This window comes from Dethiosulfatibacter aminovorans DSM 17477 (assembly GCF_900142005.1).
Classification (GTDB): Bacteria; Bacillota; Clostridia; order Tissierellales; family Dethiosulfatibacteraceae; genus Dethiosulfatibacter; species Dethiosulfatibacter aminovorans.
This window is the reverse complement of record NZ_FQZL01000030.1, coordinates 1-24,193: the sequence shown is the minus strand read 5'-3', so window position 1 is coordinate 24,193 and position 24,193 is coordinate 1. Positions and strand designations below refer to the sequence as shown.

Annotated in this window: 40 protein-coding genes; all 40 read right to left on the bottom strand. The window is 39.2% G+C overall.

The genetic code is table 11. The annotated features are described in order from the left end of the window. Positions 1 to 5 precede the first annotated feature (5 nt). Positions 6 to 434, bottom strand: coding sequence for a 50S ribosomal protein L13 (gene rplM / locus BUB05_RS15225; RefSeq protein WP_073050477.1), 429 nt, complete (start codon positions 432 to 434; stop codon positions 6 to 8). A 95-nt stretch (positions 435 to 529) separates the two neighbouring features. Further along, positions 530 to 1,330, bottom strand: coding sequence for a tRNA pseudouridine(38-40) synthase TruA (gene truA, locus BUB05_RS15220; RefSeq protein WP_073050476.1), 801 nt, complete (start codon positions 1,328 to 1,330; stop codon positions 530 to 532). 4 nt (positions 1,331 to 1,334) lie between these two features. Further along, the gene (locus tag BUB05_RS15215; RefSeq protein WP_073050475.1) at positions 1,335 to 2,135 is read right to left on the bottom strand and encodes an energy-coupling factor transporter transmembrane component T family protein; all 801 of its coding nucleotides are present in this window, start codon (positions 2,133 to 2,135) and stop codon (positions 1,335 to 1,337) included. Beyond that, a complete protein-coding gene (locus tag BUB05_RS15210) occupies positions 2,128 to 2,988 on the bottom strand; it encodes an energy-coupling factor transporter ATPase (protein WP_073050474.1) in 861 nt (286 codons plus the stop codon). Before BUB05_RS15210 ends, BUB05_RS15215 begins: the two co-directional genes overlap by 8 nt. Further along, positions 2,979 to 3,806, bottom strand: a complete 828-nt coding sequence (locus BUB05_RS15205) for an energy-coupling factor transporter ATPase (RefSeq protein ID WP_073050501.1) — start codon at positions 3,804 to 3,806, stop codon at positions 2,979 to 2,981. The genes BUB05_RS15210 and BUB05_RS15205 overlap by 10 nt, the downstream gene beginning before the upstream one ends. Positions 3,807 to 4,030: 224 nt before the next feature. Further along, a complete protein-coding gene (rplQ, locus tag BUB05_RS15200; RefSeq protein ID WP_073050473.1) occupies positions 4,031 to 4,372 on the bottom strand; it encodes a 50S ribosomal protein L17 in 342 nt (113 codons plus the stop codon). Between the two features lie 22 nt (positions 4,373 to 4,394). After that, positions 4,395 to 5,342: a DNA-directed RNA polymerase subunit alpha gene (locus BUB05_RS15195; RefSeq protein WP_073050472.1), complete on the bottom strand. Its 948-nt coding sequence runs from the start codon at positions 5,340 to 5,342 to the stop codon at positions 4,395 to 4,397. Positions 5,343 to 5,381: 39 nt separating this feature from the next. Beyond that, on the bottom strand, positions 5,382 to 6,005 hold the full coding sequence (gene rpsD / locus BUB05_RS15190) for a 30S ribosomal protein S4 (RefSeq protein WP_073050471.1): 624 nt from the start codon (positions 6,003 to 6,005) through the stop codon (positions 5,382 to 5,384). A 21-nt stretch (positions 6,006 to 6,026) separates the two neighbouring features. Continuing rightward, entirely contained in the window at positions 6,027 to 6,428 is a 402-nt protein-coding gene (gene rpsK, locus BUB05_RS15185) for a 30S ribosomal protein S11 (protein ID WP_073050470.1), read from the bottom strand. A gap of 15 nt (positions 6,429 to 6,443) precedes the next feature. Next, the gene (gene rpsM / locus BUB05_RS15180) at positions 6,444 to 6,806 is read right to left on the bottom strand and encodes a 30S ribosomal protein S13 (RefSeq protein WP_073050469.1); all 363 of its coding nucleotides are present in this window, start codon (positions 6,804 to 6,806) and stop codon (positions 6,444 to 6,446) included. Between the two features lie 47 nt (positions 6,807 to 6,853). Continuing rightward, positions 6,854 to 6,967 carry a 50S ribosomal protein L36 gene (rpmJ, locus tag BUB05_RS15175; RefSeq protein ID WP_008516283.1) on the bottom strand — a complete coding sequence of 38 codons (114 nt, stop codon included), beginning with the start codon at positions 6,965 to 6,967 and terminating at the stop codon, positions 6,854 to 6,856. 15 nt (positions 6,968 to 6,982) lie between these two features. Next, on the bottom strand, positions 6,983 to 7,201 hold the full coding sequence (gene infA / locus BUB05_RS15170; RefSeq protein WP_073050500.1) for a translation initiation factor IF-1: 219 nt from the start codon (positions 7,199 to 7,201) through the stop codon (positions 6,983 to 6,985). 24 nt (positions 7,202 to 7,225) lie between these two features. After that, entirely contained in the window at positions 7,226 to 7,507 is a 282-nt protein-coding gene (locus BUB05_RS15165; protein ID WP_073050468.1) for a KOW domain-containing RNA-binding protein, read from the bottom strand. 11 nt (positions 7,508 to 7,518) lie between these two features. After that, a complete protein-coding gene (gene map / locus BUB05_RS15160; RefSeq protein WP_073050467.1) occupies positions 7,519 to 8,265 on the bottom strand; it encodes a type I methionyl aminopeptidase in 747 nt (248 codons plus the stop codon). Between the two features lie 4 nt (positions 8,266 to 8,269). Next, positions 8,270 to 8,917 carry an adenylate kinase gene (locus BUB05_RS15155; protein WP_073050466.1) on the bottom strand — a complete coding sequence of 216 codons (648 nt, stop codon included), beginning with the start codon at positions 8,915 to 8,917 and terminating at the stop codon, positions 8,270 to 8,272. A 20-nt stretch (positions 8,918 to 8,937) separates the two neighbouring features. Beyond that, positions 8,938 to 10,212, bottom strand: a complete 1,275-nt coding sequence (gene secY, locus BUB05_RS15150) for a preprotein translocase subunit SecY (protein ID WP_073050465.1) — start codon at positions 10,210 to 10,212, stop codon at positions 8,938 to 8,940. Between the two features lies 1 nt (position 10,213). Further along, positions 10,214 to 10,654 (bottom strand): 50S ribosomal protein L15, encoded by a 441-nt coding sequence (rplO, locus tag BUB05_RS15145; protein ID WP_073050464.1) that lies wholly within the window; start codon positions 10,652 to 10,654, stop codon positions 10,214 to 10,216. A 25-nt stretch (positions 10,655 to 10,679) separates the two neighbouring features. Then, positions 10,680 to 10,856, bottom strand: a complete 177-nt coding sequence (rpmD, locus tag BUB05_RS15140; RefSeq protein WP_073050463.1) for a 50S ribosomal protein L30 — start codon at positions 10,854 to 10,856, stop codon at positions 10,680 to 10,682. A 16-nt stretch (positions 10,857 to 10,872) separates the two neighbouring features. Next, positions 10,873 to 11,376, bottom strand: coding sequence for a 30S ribosomal protein S5 (gene rpsE / locus BUB05_RS15135; protein ID WP_073050462.1), 504 nt, complete (start codon positions 11,374 to 11,376; stop codon positions 10,873 to 10,875). Between the two features lie 21 nt (positions 11,377 to 11,397). Continuing rightward, complete coding sequence (gene rplR, locus BUB05_RS15130) at positions 11,398 to 11,766, bottom strand: 50S ribosomal protein L18 (RefSeq protein WP_073050461.1); 369 nt, start codon at positions 11,764 to 11,766, stop codon at positions 11,398 to 11,400. A gap of 19 nt (positions 11,767 to 11,785) precedes the next feature. Further along, positions 11,786 to 12,325, bottom strand: a complete 540-nt coding sequence (gene rplF, locus BUB05_RS15125; RefSeq protein WP_073050460.1) for a 50S ribosomal protein L6 — start codon at positions 12,323 to 12,325, stop codon at positions 11,786 to 11,788. Positions 12,326 to 12,346: 21 nt separating this feature from the next. Continuing rightward, positions 12,347 to 12,745 carry a 30S ribosomal protein S8 gene (rpsH, locus tag BUB05_RS15120; protein ID WP_073050459.1) on the bottom strand — a complete coding sequence of 133 codons (399 nt, stop codon included), beginning with the start codon at positions 12,743 to 12,745 and terminating at the stop codon, positions 12,347 to 12,349. Between the two features lie 31 nt (positions 12,746 to 12,776). Next, a complete protein-coding gene (locus BUB05_RS15115; protein WP_073050458.1) occupies positions 12,777 to 12,962 on the bottom strand; it encodes a type Z 30S ribosomal protein S14 in 186 nt (61 codons plus the stop codon). A gap of 12 nt (positions 12,963 to 12,974) precedes the next feature. Beyond that, positions 12,975 to 13,517 (bottom strand): 50S ribosomal protein L5, encoded by a 543-nt coding sequence (gene rplE / locus BUB05_RS15110; protein ID WP_073050457.1) that lies wholly within the window; start codon positions 13,515 to 13,517, stop codon positions 12,975 to 12,977. A gap of 23 nt (positions 13,518 to 13,540) precedes the next feature. Next, on the bottom strand, positions 13,541 to 13,852 hold the full coding sequence (rplX, locus tag BUB05_RS15105; protein ID WP_094762995.1) for a 50S ribosomal protein L24: 312 nt from the start codon (positions 13,850 to 13,852) through the stop codon (positions 13,541 to 13,543). 14 nt (positions 13,853 to 13,866) lie between these two features. Further along, entirely contained in the window at positions 13,867 to 14,235 is a 369-nt protein-coding gene (rplN, locus tag BUB05_RS15100; protein ID WP_073050455.1) for a 50S ribosomal protein L14, read from the bottom strand. A gap of 30 nt (positions 14,236 to 14,265) precedes the next feature. After that, positions 14,266 to 14,523 carry a 30S ribosomal protein S17 gene (gene rpsQ, locus BUB05_RS15095; protein WP_175548578.1) on the bottom strand — a complete coding sequence of 86 codons (258 nt, stop codon included), beginning with the start codon at positions 14,521 to 14,523 and terminating at the stop codon, positions 14,266 to 14,268. Positions 14,524 to 14,545: 22 nt separating this feature from the next. After that, entirely contained in the window at positions 14,546 to 14,749 is a 204-nt protein-coding gene (gene rpmC / locus BUB05_RS15090; RefSeq protein ID WP_073050454.1) for a 50S ribosomal protein L29, read from the bottom strand. Continuing rightward, positions 14,739 to 15,182, bottom strand: a complete 444-nt coding sequence (gene rplP / locus BUB05_RS15085; protein WP_073050453.1) for a 50S ribosomal protein L16 — start codon at positions 15,180 to 15,182, stop codon at positions 14,739 to 14,741. Before rplP ends, rpmC begins: the two co-directional genes overlap by 11 nt. 32 nt (positions 15,183 to 15,214) lie before the next feature. Continuing rightward, complete coding sequence (rpsC, locus tag BUB05_RS15080) at positions 15,215 to 15,928, bottom strand: 30S ribosomal protein S3 (RefSeq protein ID WP_073050452.1); 714 nt, start codon at positions 15,926 to 15,928, stop codon at positions 15,215 to 15,217. Between the two features lie 15 nt (positions 15,929 to 15,943). Beyond that, positions 15,944 to 16,279: a 50S ribosomal protein L22 gene (gene rplV, locus BUB05_RS15075; protein WP_073050451.1), complete on the bottom strand. Its 336-nt coding sequence runs from the start codon at positions 16,277 to 16,279 to the stop codon at positions 15,944 to 15,946. Between the two features lie 19 nt (positions 16,280 to 16,298). After that, the gene (rpsS, locus tag BUB05_RS15070; RefSeq protein ID WP_073050450.1) at positions 16,299 to 16,580 is read right to left on the bottom strand and encodes a 30S ribosomal protein S19; all 282 of its coding nucleotides are present in this window, start codon (positions 16,578 to 16,580) and stop codon (positions 16,299 to 16,301) included. Positions 16,581 to 16,608: 28 nt separating this feature from the next. After that, entirely contained in the window at positions 16,609 to 17,436 is an 828-nt protein-coding gene (gene rplB / locus BUB05_RS15065; protein WP_073050449.1) for a 50S ribosomal protein L2, read from the bottom strand. Between the two features lie 20 nt (positions 17,437 to 17,456). Next, on the bottom strand, positions 17,457 to 17,747 hold the full coding sequence (gene rplW, locus BUB05_RS15060; RefSeq protein ID WP_073050448.1) for a 50S ribosomal protein L23: 291 nt from the start codon (positions 17,745 to 17,747) through the stop codon (positions 17,457 to 17,459). Next, on the bottom strand, positions 17,747 to 18,370 hold the full coding sequence (gene rplD, locus BUB05_RS15055) for a 50S ribosomal protein L4 (RefSeq protein ID WP_073050447.1): 624 nt from the start codon (positions 18,368 to 18,370) through the stop codon (positions 17,747 to 17,749). Before rplD ends, rplW begins: the two co-directional genes overlap by 1 nt. Positions 18,371 to 18,398: 28 nt before the next feature. Next, positions 18,399 to 19,022 (bottom strand): 50S ribosomal protein L3, encoded by a 624-nt coding sequence (rplC, locus tag BUB05_RS15050; RefSeq protein WP_073050446.1) that lies wholly within the window; start codon positions 19,020 to 19,022, stop codon positions 18,399 to 18,401. An 82-nt stretch (positions 19,023 to 19,104) separates the two neighbouring features. After that, a complete protein-coding gene (gene rpsJ, locus BUB05_RS15045; protein WP_073050445.1) occupies positions 19,105 to 19,416 on the bottom strand; it encodes a 30S ribosomal protein S10 in 312 nt (103 codons plus the stop codon). Positions 19,417 to 19,961: 545 nt separating this feature from the next. Next, the gene (locus BUB05_RS15040; RefSeq protein WP_073050444.1) at positions 19,962 to 21,593 is read right to left on the bottom strand and encodes a phosphoenolpyruvate carboxykinase (ATP); all 1,632 of its coding nucleotides are present in this window, start codon (positions 21,591 to 21,593) and stop codon (positions 19,962 to 19,964) included. 309 nt (positions 21,594 to 21,902) lie between these two features. Then, positions 21,903 to 23,315: a sigma-54 interaction domain-containing protein gene (locus tag BUB05_RS15035; RefSeq protein WP_073050443.1), complete on the bottom strand. Its 1,413-nt coding sequence runs from the start codon at positions 23,313 to 23,315 to the stop codon at positions 21,903 to 21,905. Positions 23,316 to 23,559: 244 nt separating this feature from the next. Next, on the bottom strand, positions 23,560 to 24,193 hold a 634-nt coding region (locus BUB05_RS15030), incomplete at its 5' end, for an aldehyde ferredoxin oxidoreductase C-terminal domain-containing protein (protein ID WP_217683721.1).

The window sequence follows — 24,193 nt, the reverse complement described above, 5'->3', positions numbered from 1 at the left end:
CCTAATTAAAATTCGTATATTTCAGGCTTCTGTGCTTCGTGTCCGTGCTCAGCACCTGCATATACTCTAAGTTTTTTAACCATTTGTCTTCCAAGCTTGTTCTTAGGAAGCATTCCTTTAATTGCCAGGAAAACTGCTCTTTCAGGAGTCTTGCTCATGAATTCTTTGTATGTAACCTCTATAAGACCACCAGGATATCCTGTATGATGTCTATGCATCTTCTGATCCAATTTTTTTCCAGTCAATACAACTTTTGAACAATTTATAACTACAACATGATCTCCAGTATCTATATGTGGAGTGTATATAGGTTTATGCTTTCCTCTTAAAAGTGTTGCCACTTCAGTTGCAAGTCTACCTAAAGTCTTGCCTTCGGCATCTATAACGTACCATTTTCTTTCTACTTCACTAGGCTTAGCCATGTAACTTCTCATAGCTTTTCCTCCTTATATTCATATTCTAAATTAATCTATTTCGTATATCAAGAACCCGGGGCTAGTGGATTCCTAATCTCACACACTAAGATATTTTATAACAAGGCGCCTAGTGTGTCAAGTGTTTTTTTGCTTGTACACTTTAGTATCTCATCTTCGCTATAATATACCTTTTTCAGGAAAAGACCATTGGCCTTTGCCGTATGTCCTCCCCTGCTTCTGTCCTTTGAATCTATTATTTTACCTATATCTTCTGCATGTATTTTTTCCCTTCCAACATCTATGAGGGTACCTGCAATTATTCTCACCATATTGTACAGAAATCCGTTCCCCGTAACTTCCATGGCTATCATATCATTTTGCTTTTGAAGCTTTATATCATAAATGGTCCTTACAGTATCCTTGACAGGGGATCCTGTAGACATGAATCCAAAGAAATCATGCTCTCCCTTGAATCCTTCCGCTGCCTTTTCCATCTTGTGAAAATCCAGTCTGTAGGGGATCAAATAACTGTAGTCCTTCAAAAATGGACTTCCTACCCTGCTGTTGTATATATAGTAAAGATAAGTCTTCCCCACTGCAGAAAATCTCGAATGGAATTCATCATCCATTATGCAGCATTCCTTTATCCTTATGTCTCTTGGCAGATTGCTGTTGAGAGCCTGCACGAGCTTTTCTGGAGGTATGCTTATTTCTGATTTGAAATTTGCCACCTGTCCGAGGGCATGTACCCCTGCATCTGTTCTTCCGGACCCCATGAGCCTGATTTCCGACTTGAACATAGATTTAAATGTTTCCTTTACAACGCCTTGAACAGTCTTCAACTGAGGTTGAACCTGCCAGCCACTGTAGTCCGTTCCCTTGTAGGCAATTGTCAGTTTATAGTTCTTCTCCAATCCATCACCCTATTATTCTAATAACGATTATTGCTGCAACGTATACCGCCGTTATTGCCATTGCTACATAATCGGTACCGGTTATAGTAAGCCTTCTCATTCTTGTCCTGTTTTCTCCGCCTCTGTAGCATCTTGCTTCCATAGCCATTGCCAGATCGTCCGCCCTTCTGAAGGAGCTTACGAAGAGAGGTACCAGAAGAGGTACGAGGCTTTTAGCTCTCCTTACAAGATTGCCGCTTTCAAAATCTGCTCCCCTCGCCTTTTGAGCCTTCATTATTTTCTCTGTCTCTTCCATAAGCGTAGGAATGAATCTCAATGCTATGGTCATCATCATTGCCAGCTCATGTGCTGGCAATCCTATTTTCTTGAATGGATTCAAGAGACTCTCTATTCCATCCGTCAGCAGTATGGGTGAAGTTGTGAGAGTCAGCATTGATGTACCCATTATGAGAAGCATAAGCCTCAATGCCATGAATCCTGCCTGTCTTAAGCCTTCCCTTGTTATATCCAGTGGCCCCATTTGCCATATCACTTCTCCGGTGGTCATAAAAAGGTTTATGAAAAAAGTGACCAGAATTATTATGAGTATAGGTCTCAATCCAAGGATAACCATTTTAACAGGCACCTTGGACAGCTTGATAATCAGTCCAAGGAATGCAACTACCAACAGATATACAGGAAACTGATTTATTAAAAACAGTGATATTATAAACAAAAGGGTAACGACCAGTTTGAGTCTTGGATCAAGATTGTGTATTTTGGATTCAACAGGATAGTGTTGTCCAATTGTTATGTTTTTAAACATCTTGTCTACTCCTTAATGCCTTTAGTATTTCCTCGGAGGCTTCCTCCACTGTAAGCTTATTGGTATCCACATCTATACCCTTTTGTTTCAGAGCTTTCATAACATCAACAACCTGTGGAACACCCAGCCCTATCTTCTTTAGCTCTTCCGAGTCCCTGTATATTTCATGAGGGGTCCCTTCCATGTGAATCTTACCCTTATACATTACATAAATGTATTTTACAAGTCTTGCAATGTCTTCCATGCTGTGGGAAACCAGTATTATGGTTATTCCGCTTTCATGAAGCTGTCTTATCCTCGAAAGTATCTCGTTTCTTCCGGCAGGATCCAGTCCTGCCGTAGGCTCGTCAAGAACAAGATAGTCCGGCTTCATTGCAAGCACTCCTGCTATGGCAACCCTTCTTTTCTGTCCTCCGCTCAAGTCGAATGGAGACTTGTCCTTTATGTCTTCAAATTTGAATCCAACCAGCTCCAGGGCGTATCTCACCCTCTTGTCTATTTCTTCACTGTCAATATCAAGATTCATGGGACCGTAGGATACATCCTTGTATACAGTTTCCTCAAAAAGCTGATATTCCGGATATTGAAACACAAGTCCAACCTTTTGCCTTATGAGCTTGATCTTGAGGTCCTTGTCCTTGATGTTTCTGTCATCTATCTTGACAATTCCCTCCTCCGGCAGTATAAGCCCGTTGAAGTGTTGTATCAAGGTTGATTTTCCAGACCCCGTATGTCCTATGATCCCTACAAAATCACCTTTTTTAATTTCTAAAGTAACCTCATCAAGAGCCTTGGTTTCAAATGGCGTACCCTGGCTGTAGTAAAATGAAAGTTTATCTGTTTTTATCGACATAGTTCTTCCACCAGTTCCTCTATCATTATTATGTCCTCGGGAAGGCTTATTCCCTCTTTTCTCAAATTATGAGCCAGTTCCGTAACCTGGGGCACATCCAGTCCGAATTTCTTGATTTGGTCTATGTTCTTGAATACTTCCTTTGGAGTGCCTTGAAGCTGCACCTTCCCTCCATCCATTACAACAACCCTGTCTGCCTGAACGGCTTCATCCATATAATGGGTTATGAGGAGTATTGTCTTGTCCTCTTCCTTGTTGAGCATTTTTATGGTTTCCATAACCTCGCTTCTACCGGAAGGATCCAACATGGCTGTAGGTTCGTCAAGTATTATGCAGTCTGAATTCAGGGCCAGCACTCCTGCTATTGCTATTCTCTGCTTCTGTCCTCCAGAAAGCAGATGGGGCGGTCTTTTTCTGTATTCGTACATGTCTACAGCTTTAAGGGACCTGTCCACTAGTTCTCTTATCATATCCGGCTCTACACCCTGGTTTTCAGGTCCGAATGCAACATCTTCTTCCACAATTGTTGCTACAAGCTGATTATCGGGGTTCTGGAATACCATACCTGCTGTCTGCCTGATTTCCCAAAGCTTGTCATCGTCTCTTGTATTCATATCCTTGACTATGATATCTCCCTCTGTGGGAAGAAGCAGTGAATTTATTAGCTTTGCAAGAGTTGACTTTCCGGATCCATTGTGACCCAGAATTGCTACAAACTCACCTTTTTCAATATTGAGGCTTACATTGTCAAGGGCCGGCGTTTTGTCTTCCTCACTGTATTTAAAGCTTACATTTTCTATTTTTATTATTGGATTCATGTCTGTCTCCTTAAGCAACATCCATCAGTTTAAAATCTTTTTAAATAGCAGCCTCCTGTCCTGATTGAGCTTGAACTCATGCTGATATTTAGAAAAATTTCAATCAATGGATTTATTCAATGATTTATTTATCTTTTGCAACATACTCAAGGATACTCCGGTTGCAATGAAATGTCAAATGGAAAAGGATTAAGCAGACACAATTGCTGCTTAATCCCCGATGTTTACACTAATTCGATTATTACCATTTCAGCACCATCGCCTCTACGTGGTCCTATCTTTAATATTCTTGTGTAACCGCCATTTCTATCTTCATATTTAGGAGCTACTTCTTCAAAAAGTTTAGCCACTGTATTCTTGTCGTATATGAATGAAAGTGCCTGTCTTCTTGCGTGAAGATCGCCTCTTTTACCAAGAGTAACCATCTTTTCAGCAAACTTTCTTACTTCTTTAGCTCTTGTATCTGTAGTTTGAATTCTTCCGTTTTCAATCAAGCTTGCTGTCATGTTTCTAAGCATAGCCATTCTTTGATCAGACGGACGACCCAGTTTCCTGTATTTACCCATACTTAACCTCCTTTGCCTCAGATTAATTATCAGATGTTTTCAGATGCTGTCCCAATTCTGCTATCTTCTTCTGAACTTCTTCAAGAGATTTCTTTCCGAGATTTCTTACCTTCATCATATCTTCTTCTGATTTAAGGGTCAGTTCCTCAACTGTGTTGATTCCTGCTCTCTTCAGACAGTTGTATGATCTTACTGACAAGTCAAGCTCTTCTATTGTCATCTCTAGAACTTTTTCCTTTTCATCCTCTTCCTTCTCTACCATAATCTCCACATCGCTGATGTGGTCAGTAAGTGAAATAAACAGGTTAAGGTGTTCATTGTAGATTTTAGCACCTAGTGAAACTGCTTCTTCCGGCTCTATAGTACCATCTGTCCAAACTTCAAGTGTAAGTTTGTCAAAATCGGTCCTGTTGCCAACTCTTGTATTTTCAACTAAAAAGTTTACTTTTTTTACAGGAGTATAGATGGAATCTATTGGTATAACACCTATTGCATGAGATTCCTTTTTGTTGTTTTCAGCCCTTACGTATCCTCTGCCTTTTTCCATTTCCATTTCAACTATGAGCTCTGCTCCATCTTCAAGTGTTGCTATATGAAGATCTTCATTGATAATGTCAACTTCTCCTCCGGTGATTATATCACCAGCCTTAAGCTCTCTAGGACCCTTTGCATCTATCAATAATTGAACAGGTTCGTTTGAGTGCATTACAGCAGCAATATTCTTAATGTTAAGAATTACTTCCGTTACATCTTCCCTAACTCCCGGAATTGCTGAAAATTCATGCAGAATTCCTTGGATATTGATTGATGTAACTGCTGCTCCAGGCAATGAAGACAACAGGATTCTTCTCAATGAGTTCCCCAAAGTTGTAGCGAAACCTCTTTCAAGAGGCTCCAATACAATTTTGCCGTAAGTCTTGCTTTCGTTTTGTTCCACTAAGGTGATATTTGGTTTTTCAATTTCTATCATCCAGAAACCCTCCTTCGAATTTTAGTTTTGAGGATGGTTTTACTTAGAATACCACTCAACGATCAAGTGTTCTTCTATTGGCAGCTCAATATCTTCTCTGCTCGGTTCAGCTATAACCTTTCCTTGAAGGTTTTCTGCATCAACAGACAGCCATTGCGGTGCTGTTGCCTTGTGATTTTCAACTAAAGCCTTGAATTTAGCTGAAGCTCTGCTCTTCTCGACAACTTCGATTACATCTCCAACGTTCAAAAGCATTGATGGAATGTCAGCTTTCTTGCCGTTGATCTTGAAATGTCCGTGAACTACGAGTTGTCTAGCTTCCGCTCTGGAAGTTGCAAGTCCTAGTCTGAATACTATATTGTCAAATCTTCTCTCAAGTATCTTAAGGAAGTTCTCACCTGTAACACCTTGTTGCTTTGAAGCCATGTCATAGTATTTGTTGAACTGTCCTTCCAATACTCCGTAGTATCTTCTAACTTTCTGCTTTTCTCTCAACTGCACACCGTGGTTTGTCAGCTTGGTTCTTCTTTGTCCATGCTGACCAGGTGCGTAATTTCTTCTGCTGAGAGCACATTTATCAGTATAACATCTATCTCCTTTGAGATAAAGTTTTGTACCTTCTCTTCTGCAAAGTCTACATACTGGTCCAGTATATCTTGCCATTAATTACACCTCCGTTCCTAATTAAACTCTTCTGCGTTTTGGTGGTCTACAACCATTGTGTGGAATTGGTGTAACATCCTTGATTAGGCTTACTTCCAATCCTGTTGCCTGAAGTGATCTGATAGCTGCTTCTCTACCAGCTCCAGGACCTTTTACATATACTTCAACTGTTTTCAATCCATGTTCCATTGCCTTCTTGGCTGCTTCTTCAGCAACCATTGAAGCTGCAAAAGGAGTAGACTTTCTTGAACCTTTAAAGCCCATCATTCCTGCACTAGCCCATGAAATAGCATTACCACGAACGTCAGTCAAAGTAACTATAGTGTTATTGAAAGTTGAATGGATATGAGCCTGACCTCTTTCAATGTTCTTACGTTCTCTTCTTCTAACTCTGGTAGCTTTCTTTTGTACTTTTTTAGCCACTTAAGTCCCTCCTAACTATTTCTTCTTTCCTGATATTCTTTTTGGACCTTTTCTAGTTCTAGAATTGTTCTTTGTGTTTTGTCCTCTAACAGGAAGTCCTCTTTTATGTCTCAATCCTCTGTAGCAATTAATCTCCTTAAGTCTCTTGATGTTCATCGCTACTTCTCTTCTCAAGTCTCCCTCAACAGGAATCTTGTCTATTTCGGATCTCAATTTACTTACTTCTTCTTCAGTCAAATCCTTGACTCTTGTATCTTGGTTGATTCCAGCTTCTGCTAAAATCTTTTGTGAAGTTGATTTTCCTATACCGAAAATATACGTCAAACCAATTTCCACTCTCTTATCTCTTGGTAGGTCTACACCAGCAATTCTGGCCATTAAGACTACACCTCCTACAATTAGTATTTAGCCGCGCTACTTTATTGTTAACCCTGCTTTTGTTTATGCTTAGGGTTTTCGCATATCACCATTACTTTACCTTTTCTTTTGATAATCTTACATTTTTCGCAAATAGGCTTTACTGATGGTCTAACTTTCACTGTAATACCTCCTTACTACTTTTTTCTCCAGGTGATTCTGCCCTTTGTCAAATCATACGGTGACAATTCGACTGTGACTTTATCGCCCTGTAGAATTCTTATATAATTCATTCTCAGCTTACCAGAAATGTGAGCCAAAATCTCGTGTCCATTCTCCAGTTTCACCTTGAATGTTGCATTTGGAAGAACTTCTACCACTTTACCTTCTAATTCAATTAAATCTTTCTTTGACATTAGTTTTTTAACCCCCATTCTGTGTTATATTTGGATATTATAAGGCTCCAATAACCTTCTTATGTATGCATTGTTTAGTTTTTCGTTTTTGCCGACTCTGGTCTCGATTTCTTCAAATACCCTGTTGTATACTATCAAGTGTTTGATTTTTTTTAGCTTTGGCTTGCTCACTTTCCTGAGCTCGCCGTCGCAAATCTTTACATATATGTCATCTACAATCTCGGTTATTATGAAAATACGTCCCTTGTCTCTTCCAGCTTTAGATTTTACAATTTGACCTACTCTCAAGTCACTTGTAATTTCCATTTTATCACCTCTTACAGTGCTGTCAATATTACCGGATCTCCATCTGTTATTGCAATGGTATGTTCATAATGTGCCGAGAGTTTTTTATCTCTCGTTATTACTGTCCAGTCATTTTCCAACAGCCAGACATTGTACACACCTTGATTTACCATGGGTTCAATGGCAAGGGCCATTCCCTTTTGTAATCTGGGACCTCTTCCTGGTTTTCCGAAGTTAGGAATCTGCGGATCCTCATGCATGTCTTTCCCTATGCCGTGACCTACAAAATCTCTTACTACCGAAAATCCCTCATTTTCTACACATTCCTGTATAGCGTGAGAAATATCTGATAATCTGTAACCTTCTTTAGCAAACTTGATACCTTCATAGAAACTTTGTCTTGTAACATCTATAAGTCTTTGTGCTTCGTCGCTGATTTTGCCTACAGCATAAGTGTTGGCGCTGTCTCCGACATATCCCTCATAGGTTGTTCCGATGTCAATGCTTACTATGTCTCCGTCTTCCAAAACTCTGTTTCCCGGTATTCCATGAACCACTTCTTCATTTACAGACGCACATATGGACGCTGGAAATCCTTGGAAACCCTTAAACGTTGGAATTCCACCTTTGGATCTGATAAAGGCTTCAACAGCCTTGTCAATATCCATTGTTGTTATTCCAGGTCTAATCATCTCTTCTACCACCTCGTGGGCTTGAGCATTAATCCTGCCCGCTTCCCTCATAAGTTGGATTTCTCTGTCAGTTTTTATAATGATCATTACACTAGCCCCTAAGACCAGTTATTATGTCGTTTGAAACAGTCTTGATTTCCTGTTGTCCGTTAATATTCAATACTGTTCCTTCCTTTTGTGAATAGTAGTCTATCAAAGGTTCAGTTTGTTCCAGGTAAACCTCTATTCTGGTTGTAACAGTTTCTTCTGTGTCATCTTTTCTCTGTTGAAGTTCCCCACCGCACTTTGTGCAAATGCCTTCAGCTTCAGGTGGATTGAATTTTACGTGAAAAGCAGCTCCACATTGCTTGCAGACTCTTCTGCCCACTGCTCTCTCAACCAAAATCTCTTTGTCAACTTCTATATTTACTACCTTGTCCAGTTTCATTCCAAGCTTGTCAAGCTCTGTATCCAGTGCTTCAGCCTGTGGAATCGTCCTTGGAAATCCATCCAGCAAAAATCCGTTTTCACAATCATCCTGAGTAATTCTGTCTTTTACAAGATCAACAACCAACTCGTCGGGAACCAAAAGTCCCTTGTTCATGTATTCCTGTGCCTTCTTGCCAAGATCGGTTCCTTCTTTTATGTTTTTTCTGAATATATCTCCAGTTGATATATGAGGAATATTAAATTCTTTTGATATACCTTCTGCCTGCGTTCCCTTGCCAGCTCCTGGAGGTCCTAAAAGTATCAATCTCATAGTATCATCTCCTAAATGATTTATTTCAAAAATCCTTTGTAATGTCTCATAAGCATTTGAGATTCAACCTGCTTCATTGTTTCAAGGGCAACACCTACTACGATGAGCAGCGCTGTTCCTCCGAATCTAAGGCTAAGGTTTGTGAATGAGAATATCAATGTTGGTATGGATGCTATAAACGCCAGTGTTACTGCTCCAACTATTGTTATCCTAGACAATACCTTGTTCAAATACTCTGCTGTAGGTTTTCCAGGTCTTATGCCAGGAATGAATCCACCGTATTGCTTCAAGTTGTTTGCATACTCATACGGGTTGAATTGAACCGCCGTATAGAAGTATGTAAAGAATATAATCAGCAATATGTTGAGTATGGAATAAATCCAAACTCCAGGATTTCCAGCCGGTGATAAGTATTTCTCAACCCAGTTTACAAAATCTCCTTTAAAGAAGAATGCAAGTGTTTGTGGAAATGCCAGTAATGATGATGCGAATATTACAGGAATAACTCCAGCCATCAATACTTTAATTGGAATATGTGTGCTTTGTCCACCATACATCTTTCTTCCTACTACTCTCTTGGCATACTGAACGTTTATTCTTCTCTCACCCTGCTGTACCGCAATAACTGCAACTATTATTACAAGCGCAAATACTACAAACAGCAATACTTCGAAAATGTTAACCGTTCCAGCCTGTAGAAGTCCAAAAGTTTTACCTATTCCTGCAGGTATTCTCGAAGCTATACCGATGAAGATAATAATGGATATTCCATTTCCTATACCTTTTTCAGTTATCTCTTCTCCCAACCACATCAGGAATGCCGTACCAGCAGTCAACGTGAGGATTACGGTTATTATGTCAAGAGCACTTGACGACAACAACGCCTGGTTAAAGAATCCCACTGTATAAGCTACTGCCTGTATCAATGCCAATACTACTGTCAAGTATCTTGTATATTGAGCAAGTTTCTGCCTTCCGTCTTCTCTTTTTGCAATTTCTTCAAGTTTTGGTATTGCTATAGTCAACAATTGAAGAATGATTGAAGCAGTTATGTATGGATATATGTTTAGAGCAAATATTGTGAAGTTCTTAAATGCTCCACCAGACATCAAGTCGAAAAAGTCTAATAATCCAGCACCCGTATTTCCGCTGAACATCTGAGCAATAACTGCCCTGTCAATTCCAGGTACCGGTATTTGTGAACCTAATCTATACACTGCAATCATCGCAAGAGTAAATAATATCCTCTTTCTTAGATCCGGAATTTTCCATGCATTTCTTAGGGTTTCAATCAACTTATATCACCTCAACCTTTCCGCCTGCTGCTTCTATTTTCTCTATAGCGCTCTTGCTGAATTTGTGAGCTTTTACTGTAAGTTTCTTTTCAAGTTCTCCTCTGCCCAGAACCTTAACGCCGTCAAGTTGCTTCTTAACGATTCCAAGTTCCTTCAACATTTCAGGAGTAACTTCAGTTCCATCTTCAAATCTGTTCAAAGTGTCAATGTTGATCTCTGAATAATTTGTAGCGAATATATTTGTGAATCCTCTTTTTGGAATTCTCCTGTATAGAGGCATCTGACCACCTTCAAATCCTGGTCTTGTTCCTCCACCAGCTCTTGAATTTTGACCATCCTGGCCTCTTCCTGCAGTTTTACCCTGACCTGTAGCTGTTCCTCTACCAAGTCTTTTCTTGTTCTTAACACTGCCCGGATTTGGTTTTAATTCATGAAGTTTCATTTTTGCACCTCCTTTTGGTTTGTTTTTACTCTTCTACTTGGACCATGTGATTTACTACGTTGATCATTCCTCTTAATTGAGGCGTATCTTCTTTTTCAACCACTTGACCAATTTTTCTCAAACCTAAAGCTTCGACTGTTCTTCTTTGTTTTTGAGTCTTTCCAATTTTACTTCTAACTAGTTTTACTTTAATTGTTGCCAAGGTTCTTCCTCCTTTTTTATAGGATTTCCTCTAAGGTTTTACCTCTAAGTTGTGCTACTGTTTCCGGCTTTTTAAGGCTTTTCAAAGCTACCATTGTAGCATTAACCATATTTCTAGGGTTGTTAGAACCTAATGATTTAGTTCTTATGTCCTTTACTCCAGCCAACTCAAGTACCGCACGAACCGGTCCTCCAGCTATAACTCCTGTACCCGGTGAAGCAGGCTTAACCAGAACTCTACCAGCTCCGAACTCACCTACCATCTGATGAGGTACTGTTGTTCCTTCCAAAGGAACTTCTATCATGGCTTTCTTAGCAGCTTCGATAGCTTTCTTGATTGCTTCAGGTATCTCAATGGCTTTTCCTGTTCCTACACCTACGTGTCCGTTTTCATCACCGACAACTACAAGAACACTGAACCTAAAGTTTCTACCACCTTTAACAACCTTTGTTACCCTGCTGATGTTTATAACTTTTTCCTGCAAATCGTATTGACTTGCATCTATTCGGCTACGTTCCATTAACTATCATTACCTCCTTTACTAAAACTTAAGTCCGCTTTCTCTTGCTCCATCTGCTAAAGATTTAACTCTACCGTGGTAAAGATATCCACCTCTATCAAATATTACAGTCTCGATGCCTTTATCCATAGCTTTCTTAGCTACTTCCTGGCCAACAATTTTAGCGGCTTCTGTTTTGTTAAGACCATTTATTTTTTCGATAATTTCCTTATCATTGCTCGATGCCGACGCTATAGTAAATCCTTGAGAATCATCTATAACTTGAGCATATATGTTCTTCGAGCTTCTGAATACATTCAATCTTGGTCTCTCAGGAGTTCCTTGGATTTTATTTCTCAATCTCATGTGACGCTTTTGTCTCTTTTTATTCTTATTAACTTTTTTTATCATCCGGACTCACTCCTTTCTATTATTTACCAGTCTTACCAGCTTTTCTTCTGATATACTCGTTTTCGTACTTAATTCCTTTACCTTTGTAAGGCTCAGGCTTTCTCCAGTCTCTTATGACTGCAGCGTAGTTTCCTACCTGTTGCTTGTTTATTCCTGAAACTGTTATCTTGTTTTGTCCTTCAACAGCAGTTTCTATTCCATCCGGATCTTCCATGATTACCTGATGAGAAAATCCAAGGTTCATAACAAGCTTCTTTCCTTCTTTTTTAGCTCTGTAACCAACACCAACAATCTCAAGCTTCTTTGCATAACCTTCTGTAACTCCAACAACCATGTTGCTGATCAAGGTTCTTGTCAAACCGTGCAAAGACTTATGTTTCTTGTTTTCTGTAGGTCTTTTAACTTCTATTACATTGTCGTTTATATCTATCTGCATGTCTCTTGGAAGTTGTTCAGTCAAAGTTCCTTTTGGTCCTTTAACTTCAGCGAAATTATTATCGCTTATCTTAACTTCTACACCTGCAGGTATTTCTATAGGTTTTACTCCTATTCTTGACATTTTAGCACCTCCTCGTGTAAATTACCAAACGTAGCAGATTACTTCTCCGCCTACTCCCTGCTTCTTGGCGTTTTTGCCAGTCTGAATGCCTTTTGAAGTAGATAGAACTGCTATGCCCAGTCCTCCAAGTACCTTTGGTATCTCGTCATTCTTAACGTATACTCTCAATCCAGGCTTGGAAATTCTCTTTATTCCTGTGATTACTCTGCCTTTGTCGTCAGTGTATTTCAATTCAACTCTGATTATACCTTGTTTTCCATCTTCGATTACATCAAATCCCTTGATATATCCTTCAGACAATAAAATATTTGCTAATTCCTTCTTTATATTTGATGCCGGGATATCAACAGATTCGTGTTTTGCATGATTTCCGTTTCTGATTCTTGTTAACATATCAGCAATAGGATCAGTCATTACCATTTATGTAACCTCCTTTCATTAATACTATAGATTACCAACTTGCTTTTCTTACGCCAGGGATTTGACCTTTGTAAGCCAATTCTCTGAAGCATATACGGCAAATTCCATATTTTCTCAAGTACGCATGTGGTCTTCCACAGATTCTACATCTAGAATATTCTCTTGTACTAAATTTCTGTTTTCTTTGTTGCTTTACTTTCATCGACGTTTTAGCCATTTTATCCTCCTTCTACCTGGTAAAAGGCATTCCCATTAATTTAAGAAGCTCTCTTGCCTCTTCATCAGTGTTGGCAGTTGTTGTTATAATTATGTCCATACCTCTGATTTGATCTATCTTGTCATAGTCGATTTCAGGGAAAATCAATTGCTCCTTAACACCCATAGCATAGTTTCCTCTTCCGTCGAAAGACTTGTTTGATACTCCTCTGAAGTCTCTTACCCTAGGTAGTGCAATATTCATGAACTTGTCAAGGAAATAATACATTTTCATTCCTCTTAAAGTCACCTTGCAACCTACGTTCATACCTTCTCTAAGTTTAAAGTTTGAAACCGACTTTTTAGCCTTAGTAACAACTGGTTTCTGACCGGAAATTATAGTCATTTCATTGACTGCATTTTCCAAAGCCTTGGGATTTTCCCTAGCTTCTCCTACTCCCATGTTTATTACGACCTTGTCGATTTTTGGTGCCTGCATAATGTTGTCATATTTAAATTTCTCCATTAAAGCCGGCACCACTTCATTATTATATTTATCTTGTAACCTTGAAGCCATTGTCTGTACCTCCTTTCAATGAATTATTCGAACATTTCTCCACATTTTACACAAGCTCTTACTTTCTTGCCATTGTCTAGAACTTTTACAGAAGTTCTAACACCCTGCTTGCATTTTTCACAGTAAACCATAACATTTGAAGCATTAATAGGACCCTCCTGATGGATGATACCTGCCTGCTGCATTTGATTGCTGGCTTTCTTGTGTTTTGTAAGCATGTTTATTCCTTCTATGATAACTCTGTTTTCCTTAGGCATGCAAGCCAATATCTTGCCAGACTTGCCTTTGTCCTTTCCGGAAACAACTACTACTTTATCGCCTTTCTTTACGTGCATGTTTACACCTCCCATTAAAGTACTTCAGGTGCTAATGATATTATTTTCATGAAGTTACCAGCTCTCAATTCTCTTGTGATAGGTCCAAATATACGTGTACCTACTGGCGTCTTATCTTCTTTTATTATTACTGCAGCATTCTCGTCGAACTTGATATAAGTGCCGTCGTTTCTTCCAACACCCTTCTTAGTTCTAACAACTACAGCTTTTATAACATCACCTTTTTTTACAACTCCACCTGGTGTTGCGCTTTTAACAGTCGCAATCACGATGTCGCCTATATTGGCATATCTTCTGCTTGAACCACCCATAACCCTGATTACTAGTATTTCCTTAGCTCCTGAATTATCGGCAACCCTAAGTCTCGATTCTGTTTGTACCATTTGTTAACCTCCCTTCGCTAATCGTAAGGTTTATTTAGCTTTTTCTATTATTTCCACCAATCTCCATCTTTTGTCCTTAGATAGTGGTCTAGTTTCCATTACTTTTACCCTGTCGCCGATTCCGCACTGGTTTGTTTCATCATGCGCTTTCAGCTTCTTGGTGCTTTTAACTTTTTTGCTGTATAAAGGATGTGATACGAAAGTTTCTACTGCTACTACAATGGTTTTATCCATCTTGTCAGAAACTACTTTTCCTATTCTTACTTTTCTGTTTCCTCTTTCCACCAAATAGTCCTCCTTTCTTAGCTTACTACTGTGCGTTAATACTTAGTTCGTTTTCTCTTAAAACCGTTTTAACTCTAGCAATATCTTTCTTAACTATATTGATTCTTGATGTATTGTCCAGTTGACCTGTAGCTAACTGAAATCTCAAATTGAATAATTCTGTTTTAAGATCCACTAACAATCCGTTCAATTCGCTAACTGTTTTACTCTTCAATTCATTAGCTTTCATTAGCTTCACCTTCCTTTTCTACCTGCTCAGTTTTCATTATAAACTTGCATTTGATAGGCAACTTGTGAATAGCAAGTCTCATCGCTTCTCTTGCTACTTCTTCAGATACACCTGACATTTCAAACATTACTCTGCCCGGCTTAACTACTGCTACCCAGTACTCTGGAGATCCTTTACCTTTACCCATCCTTGTCTCTGCAGGTTTTTGCGTTATAGGCTTATCTGGGAATATTTTTATCCAGATTTTACCGCCTCTTTTTATATATCTAGTCATAGCTCTTCTGGCTGCTTCTATCTGATTAGATGTTATCCATGCTGGCTCTAATGCCTGGATACCGAACTCACCATAAGATAATTTATTGCCTTTCGTAGCTACACCAGTCATTCTTCCTCTGTGTTGTTTCCTACGCTTTACTCTTTTAGGCATTAACATAATTCGACGTCCTCCTTCCTGCGGGATTACTGTTATTTATTAAAGTTTTTCTTTGGTTTTCTTTTTCTGTTGTCTCTATTGTCTCTTTTGTCTCTGTCGTCTTCAGGTCTTTGCTTTGCTCTAAGTATTTCATCTCTGCAGATCCATACCTTGACACCGATTTTTCCATAAGTAGTGTCTGCTTCAGCAAATCCGTAACTGATGTCAGCTCTAAGAGTTTGAAGAGGTATCTTACCTTCGCTGTAGCCTTCGCTTCTAGCCATGTCCGCTCCATTAAGTCTTCCTGAAACCAAAGTCTTTATACCCTTTGCTCCCATTCTCATACTTCTTTGGATAGACTGCTTCATAGCTCTTCTGAAGGACACCCTTCTCTCTATCTGGCTTGCAATACTCTCTGCTACAAGCTGTGCATCCAAGTCAGGACGCTTAACTTCTTCAACATTGATTATTACAGTTTTTCCAGTCATTTTCTCAAGCTTGTTTCTGATTATCTCAACACCAGATCCGCCTTTACCTATTACCATTCCTGGCTTTGCAGTAAATATATTCACTTTAACTCTGTTAGCAAATCTCTCAATTTCCGTCTTTGCTATTCCAGCTAAGTAAAGTTCTTTTTTAATAAACTCACGTATTTGATGGTCTTCAATAAGGTTGTCTGCAAAGTTTTTCTTGTCTGCATACCATCTTGAGTCCCAATTCTTGTTTACACCAACTCTAAGTCCGTGAGGATTAACTTTTTGACCCATCGTCTACCTCCTTTACTATACTCTTTCTTCAACAGTAACGTTTATGTGGCTTGTTCTTTTCAATATCTTATACGCTGCACCTTTTGCTCTTGGTCTCCATCTCTTAAGAGTTGGTCCCATGTCAGCGCTTACTTTACTTACGTACAATTTGTCTCTGTCAAGATCAAAATTGTTTTCCGCATTAGCTGCTGCAGACTTAACTACCTTTTCTAATTCACGTGCTCCTTTTTTGGGAGTGAATTTCAAAATTGCCAATGCTTCGTCTAAATCTTTACCTCTAACCATATCGCAAATGAATTTCATTTTTCTATGTGAGATTCTTATATACTTCGCAGTTGCTTTAGCTTCCACTAAAAATACCTCCCTTCTTCTATCTTACTTTCGAAGATTTTTCAGTTTTGTCATGTCCTCTGTAAGTTCTAGTTGGAGCGAATTCTCCAAGCTTGTGCCCTACCATATCTTCAGTAATATATACGGGAACATGTTTTCTACCATCATGAATTGCCAATGTATGACCTATCATTTCAGGGAATATTGTTGATCTTCTAGACCATGTCTTGATAACTTTCTTTTCATTTTTGCTGTTCATGTCGTCAATCTTTTTCAAAAGACTAGGTTCACAATAAGGTCCCTTTTTTAACGATCTACCCATCAGAAGTTCCTCCTTTCACCGAATACCTTTACTTTCTCTTCTTAACAATCATCTTGTCAGACTTCTTGTTTTTCTGTCTAGTTTTGAAACCTAATGCAGGCTTACCCCATGGAGTCACAGGAGAAGGTCTACCAATTGGTGCTCTACCTTCACCACCACCGTGTGGGTGGTCGTTAGGATTCATTACAGAACCTCTAACTGTAGGTCTTATACCCATGTGTCTCTTTCTACCGGCTTTACCGATTGTGATATTCTCGTGATCAAGATTTCCAACTTGTCCGATAGTTGCCTTACACTCAACGCTTACAAGTCTAACTTCACCGGATGGAAGTCTTACCTGTGCATATTTATCTTCTTTTGCCATAAGCTGAGCCGAGTTACCTGCAGATCTTACAAGTTGTGCTCCCTTTCCAGCTTTAAGCTCTATATTGTGTATGATTGTACCAACAGGTATGTTCTTAAGCTTAAGAGCATTACCCACTTTGATGTCGGCAGTTGGTCCAGAAAGAATCTGGTCGCCCACCTTGATCTTGTTCGGAGCAATGATATATCTCTTTTCACCATCAGCATAGTTTATAAGCGCTATATTCGCACTTCTGTTAGGATCATATTCTATAGTTGCTACTTTTCCTGGTACTCCGTCTTTATTTCTCTTGAAATCTATGATTCTGTACTTTCTTTTGTTTCCGCCACCTCTGTGTCTAACTGTGATCTTTCCTCTTACGTTTCTTCCTGCATTTTTCTTAAGAGGAGCCAACAGTGACTTTTCTGGTTCAGTAGTGGTAATTTCTTCAAAAGTCGATACCGTCATTTGTCTCAAAGCCGGAGAAGTAGGTCTAAACTTTTTAATACCCATTTTCGTTCCTCCTTCGTTTATTACATTCCTTCAAAGAATTCGATAGTGTTGCTGTCTTCAGTAAGAGTAACAATAGCCTTCTTCCAGCTTGCCCTTCTACCAAGATTCGCACCCATTCTCTTCATCTTTCCAGTCATATTCATAGTATTAACTTTAGCTACCTTGACACTGAAAATCTGCTCGACAGCATTTTTGATTTCAGTCTTGTTGGCTTTTTTATCTACTTTGAATGTGTATTTCTTTTCAGCCATAGCATCCATACTGGCTTCTGTTACTATTGGTTTTATTATTACATCATGTGGACTGCGCATTAGGAATACACCTCCTCCACTTTATTAACTGCATCCTTGGTTATGATGAATGCATCGTGATTCAAAATGTCGTAAACATTCAATGTTCCAACCTGTGCCGTTTTTACTCCAGGGATGTTTCTTGCTGACAACACAACATTCTCATCCTTGTCAGGAGTTACAACCAATGCCTTCTTTTCAACCTTAAGGTTTCCAAGAACTTTAAGCATTTCCTTTGTTTTTGGTGCTTCCATTGTCAAAGCGTCAAGTACTATTATTTCATTAGCTTCAACTTTAGCGCTGAACGCCGATTTCAATGCAAGTCTTCTTATCTTCTTTGGCAACTTCATGCTGTAGTCTCTTGGTTTTGGAGCAAATATAACTCCGCCGCCTTTCCACTGAGGTGATCTGATACTACCTTGTCTCGCTCTACCAGTTCCTTTTTGTCTCCAAGGCTTTCTTCCTCCACCTCTTACTTCACTTCTCGTTTTTGCCGATTGTGTTCCCTGTCTCTGATTAGCCAGGTAAACCTTAACCGCTTCATACATTACATGCGTATTTATCTCAATGCCGAACACGTCATCTTTCAACTCGATGTCTCCAACCTGTTCGCCTGATACATTATAAAGAGCTACTTTAGGCATACATAATCCTCCTTTCACTAAATATTGATTATCTTACTGTTTCCCTTACTGTTACAAAACCTTTCTTAGGTCCAGGTACTGCACCCTTAACAAGCAGCAAGTTTTTCTCAGCATCAACTTTCACCACTTCCAGGTTTTGTATTGTTACTCTTTCGTTACCCATTCTTCCGGCGCTCTTCATTCCCTTGAATACTCTTCCAGGGTATGCAGAAGATCCCAAAGAACCTGTTACTCTGTGTGACTTGGAACCGTGAGTCTCAGGACCTCTTGAATGTCCGTGTCTCTTGATTACACCTGCAGTTCCTTTACCTTTTGATGTTCCTACAACGTCGATTTTGTCTCCTGCCGCAAATGCTTCAACAGTTATCACCTGTCCAACCTCATATGCGTCTGGATCTTCAACTCTGAATTCCTTCAAAAGTCTTGTTGCTTCCACTTCAGCTTTCTCAAAGTGGCCTGTTTTTGGTTTGTTGACGTTTTTAGCCTTAATCTCGCCAAATCCAACCTGGATTGCATTGTAGCCGTCTTTGTCGACAGTTTTCTTTTGAACTACAACCATTCCTTTTGATTCAATTACTGTTACAGGTACAAGGGACCCATCTTCAACAAAGATTTGAGTCATACCTACTTTTTTACCTATAATTGCTTTCATCCGTTTACACCTCCATTTTTCTTACAGCGGATTACAATTACTGCAATCATACTAAGCAGAGTGTCTATATTTTTCTCTACTTTTACAGTTTGATTTCAATGTCTACACCAGCAGGAAGATTCAGTTTCATAAGTGAATCCACAGTCTTTGGCGTAGGATTAGAAATATCAATCAATCTTTTGTGTGTTCTTTGTTCGAACTGCTCTCTGGAATCTTTGTACTTGTGAGTAGCTCTCAAGATTGTAATGATTTGCTTTTCAGTTGGCAGAGGAATCGGCCCTGCAACGTCAGCTCCTGTTGATTTAGCAGTTTCAACTATTTTCTTAGCTGATTGATCAAGTAACTGATGATCGTATGCTTTCAACCTAATTCTAATCTTTTGACTATTTTCCATTGTGTTACCTCCCTTATTTATTCGTATTGTAAACCATTCATACGAAAAGGCAATCCCCGTGTACACCCCTCCGGGTGTTCACTGACTTTTTTTTAAAAAGATGGAACTCCTTTTCGCCTTGCTTATAGCAAGACTTGCTCCGCAAAAATTACCCGGTAAACCGGCAACCTCCTGCTTCCTCGCACGCGGCACACTAGAACATTTTACATAAACCGCAGTAATAAATCAAGATAAATTTTAATTGTTACAAAAACTTAACATTTATCCAGGCATAGCAACCACATTACTTTAACGGCCCTGTCAAAAATTGTTGTCCTGTAACAAAATAATAGCAGGTATGCTTATGTCATATCCTGCTGAATCCATCAAAAATAAAACTGCCTTTTGATTATATATGAATCTGTTGAAAAGTCAAGGGATAAATAAATTAAATTTAAAAAGAGCCACAAAAAAATATAAAAATAAAACGGACCATCAAGTCCGTTTAGATTTTCGTACTGTTTTAATCCAATTATATCTAATTTTTCAACTTATTTATCTTCCCTCTACGCTGCCTTCTTCCTTTTTGCGAGGAATTTCTCCAGCGCATTGATTGTTTCTACAGGAAGGGAATCTATTCCCTGTCTCTCAACCATCATTTTCTTGAGATAATCTATCCTTATCTTTATGCTGTTTTTAAGAAGCTCGTCGTAGTCTTCATTGTCAAACTCAGGGTTGAATCCGTCGAAATCCAGATATTCCATGTTTTCAAGATACCCAAAAGGCTTGAACTCCGCTCTTCCTTCTACAATCCTTTCAATAGCTTCTATCGTCACTTCCTTGTTTACATCCTTTTCCACAAAGCTGCCGGTGTTTATTACATAGCAGTCCACATCCATGTTTTCAAACAGATACTTGAACTTGGCATAGTCTTCCGACAAGGCATATGTCCTGAAAGGATTTGCATAAGGTTCTATTACAAGGTCGTTGTAGCTTGCACCTTCCTTGATTCTTTCTGCTGAAGACCTTTTGGTTGCAAGTGTTGCTCCAAAGGTGGCCGCCAAAACAGGGTCGCTGACCTTCAGTACAGGCGGCAGCGCCGGATCCTTCGTTATCCAGACTATTGAATCTATGCTTCTGTCAAACTTGTTTACCCTGTTCTCCTTCCACAATACGGACTTGATTGCCCTGCCGTTGTTGTTTCTTATATCCTCAGTAACAAGTACCACCTTGCCATCTTCATTCATCCTTGCTCCGCAGTTCTGTACGGAAAGAAGGTACTTGTTGTCTTCGCATCCTTCCGGATAGTCCTGTGTCTTGTCGAAGTATGATGGTTCAAGAGCTATAGTCGCTCCGTCTTCAGTTGAAATGACAAATGCATCATCATGGAGTATTTTTGTTTCATATTTATTGTTGTGTTTATGGTGAGTCAATGTTGACTTACCAGAACCTGACAGTCCAAAGAAGCTCATTACATACTTTTCATCATCTCCAAGAGTAAACTCCTTTATTCCACCATGACATGGAGCATATCCAAGCTTTCTTCCTACATTCCATGCCAGTGTCAAACTTCCCTTTTTGTGCTCTCCAAAATACTTGAGGCCCAGTATCGCAGCACAATTGTTGTCAGGATCAAAGATTGCAAGTCCGCATGGATGTTCAGGATGATACCAGTCGGGATTGGAATATATAAGTATATCCTCTTCATCGTGAACTGTTGATTTATTGTACAGTGCTTTATATTCTTCATTTACATATTGGAAGTTCAGAAGCCAGTTGTACACGAGGTTCTCGTTTCCTTCTGTAATCAGTAATCTGGCCTTAAGCATGAACTCTTCGTCAAGTCCGATATATGATGTTGCAGCCCAATGACTGCTGTATCTGCTTTGATACATGGCATCCCTTAATATGGATGCATATTTTTCCGAATCGATTCCAGGCTCTCCCAGCACTACTCTGGCATCCTTGTATCTCCCGGTTATTGACCCGTCATTAAATAGCAATACCTTTGAATCCTTTTCAAGACCTATGGTTTCGGCACCATATACAGCCTGGTCCGTTACTATTGTACCAGGTGAATCCTTAGCCATTTCATATGCTTCCTTCAAATTGTCTACATTCCTTATGTTGTTTCTGAAAAATGCCGTCTCTATAGTCGACCTAAGTCTCGAATAACTCTTTTTGTTTACCGTTGCCAAAGTATCCTCCTAATATATCCTCTTTTTTCAATGTGTTATACTTATGGATTATAGCATCTATTTAGTATGGGATAAATAGTTTTTACAATGTTTTTATGTTATTTTATTTGATTTTGAAAAGTTTTTGCAGTTTTTATATTATTTTATTAAGTCCTTAAATAATTTAGGTTTATTTAAATTCAACAATAAAAAAACAGGTTTTTTCTAGTCAAACCTGTTTTTCATCATCCATCCCGTGTCATTTTTTGTCCCGGTCGCCAAAACCAAGTCAGGGACTGGTTTTCAGTCCATTCGACTCACCCCAACAACTTACAATGTCTTTTTTATGCTTATTCCCAGATTCTTCATCTTATAGTGAAGTGTCTGCCTTGGGATGTTTAAAAGGCTGGATGTTTCATTGATGGAATAGTCCTTTTCCTTCAATGCCTTTTCTATTACCTGCTTCTCATAATCATTGACTATTGACTTTAGAGGCTTATCAAAGACTATTTCCCCGATTCCTATTGTTTCTTCGTGAACCGATTTTTCAATAGTACTTCTTTTTTCATTCAGTACCACAGGCATATCCTTTAGGGTTATCTCTTCTCCTGTGGACATTATCACCCCATGCTCTATAACATGCTTAAGTTCCCTTATGTTTCCAGGCCAGTCATAGGCATTGAAAAACTCATAAACATCTTCACTCAGTCCGGATATTTCTCTTCCCGTCTTATACTCCATTTCCTTCATGAAATAATCTGCCAGTATGGAAATGTCTTCCCTTCTTTCACGAAGAGGAGGCATTTCCATATTCAATACATTTATTCTATAGAAGAGATCTTCCCTTATCTTTTTTTCTTCAAGGGCTTTAACAGGGTTCATGTTCATTGCAGCAATAACCCTCACATCCACCTTTCTGGTCTTCTTGTCCCCTATCCTTCTAATATATCCATCCTGTATGACCCTTAAAAGCTTTGCCTGAAGTGTTATGTCCATAGAGTTGATTTCATCTAGAAAGAGCGTTCCACCGTCTGCAAGCTCAAAAAGTCCCGGCGAATCCTTTGATCCCGTAAAACTTCCCAGTGAGGTTCCGAAAAGTATCCCTTCAAGCAAGGTCACAGGTATGGCTGCACAGTTCTGGGTTATAAAGGGCTTGTTCTTTCTTTTGCTGCAGTTGTGTATACTTTGGACAGCCAGTTCCTTTCCTGTTCCTGTCTCTCCCCATACGAGCACCGGCGAACTTGCTTTCGCCACTTTTTTTATCTTCTCCTTGATTTCCAGTATTTTATCACTTTCACCAAGTATACTGTTGAGACTGTATATTATCTCTTCATTGGAGATTTTCTTGCCCTTATTGTTTCTGATTTTGTCTATTTTCTCGTTGAAATCTCCGTATTTAATCATATCCTTAGCCACCTCAACGACTCCAACTATCTCTCCATCTTCAATAATCGGATATGAAGTGGAAAGTATTGTAACTTTCTTGTGGTTATGATTGTAATATTCCTGTATATCGCCAACTATGGGCGTACCTGTCTTCAACACCCTCAATATTGTACTGGTTTTCTCTGTGAGCTTTGGAAATATATCAAGTATATGCTTTCCAATAGCATTTTTCATGCTTACACCTGCCTGGTTATCTGCAGATTCATTGTAAAATATAACCTCACCATTTTTATTGACTACAAATATCCCGTCATCTATATTATCCGTTACCAATTCAAGTATTTTCTTATAATCCATAACTTACCTCATAAATATCTTTTAATAGTATTATAACATTTATTAATGATATCTGTCAGCTACTTAAAATTCAGGTAGTTTGCAACATCAAGTCATAAGCATTTTCAATTCTATATATGTAAAAAAGAAAAGCCTCACAACCAATCTCATGATTAGAGATGATCATCAGGCTTTATACTATTTATTTTCTACTTTTTAAGCTGTTCCATGATGTCATCAATATATAATCAAAAATCATCATTTTTTATATATGCTTCTCCACAACATCAAGAAGTTCCGGAAAGTCCATGCCTATTGACTTTAGCTTCTCCGGAGTGGGCACTCCGTTCTCTGTCCAGCCACGTCTTTTGTATACTGCATCCGTAAGCTTCTCGTACTGGTCTTCCCTGTATGCCCTCATTGCAGCTATCTTTTCTTCAACTGTCTTTCCTTTTGGATCGTATCCCACTGTCTCCTTCAGCTGCTTGTCGTATCTTTCAGCCCTTGATTCGTATTCCTCGGGTGTTACAGGTCCCATGGTCCTGTAAGGGGTCTTGTCGTTTATTCTCAGTCCCTTGCCCATCCTTATGTTGAATATCCTCTGGAAGTTGTATGTCCTTTCCGACTGGTCTACCATTTCTTCAGGAGTCATCCTTGTTCCTGTTATTCCGTAGTAGAGGTCAAGGTAGTTCTGAACGTGCTCGGGTATCTTTGCAGGTTCGTCCGTCTCGGAGTTGTTTGCAGGTGCTATGTCGTTCCACGGCAGCTTGCACAGGCCAAGGAGTCCGAACCATGTCCTGAACATTGGGAAGTAGTGGAGGGCTTCCGCCTTTTCCTCGAATGTCGGTATCTGGTTGTTCACCATGTCTATGAATATGAGCCACGCCTCGTCGTGCTGG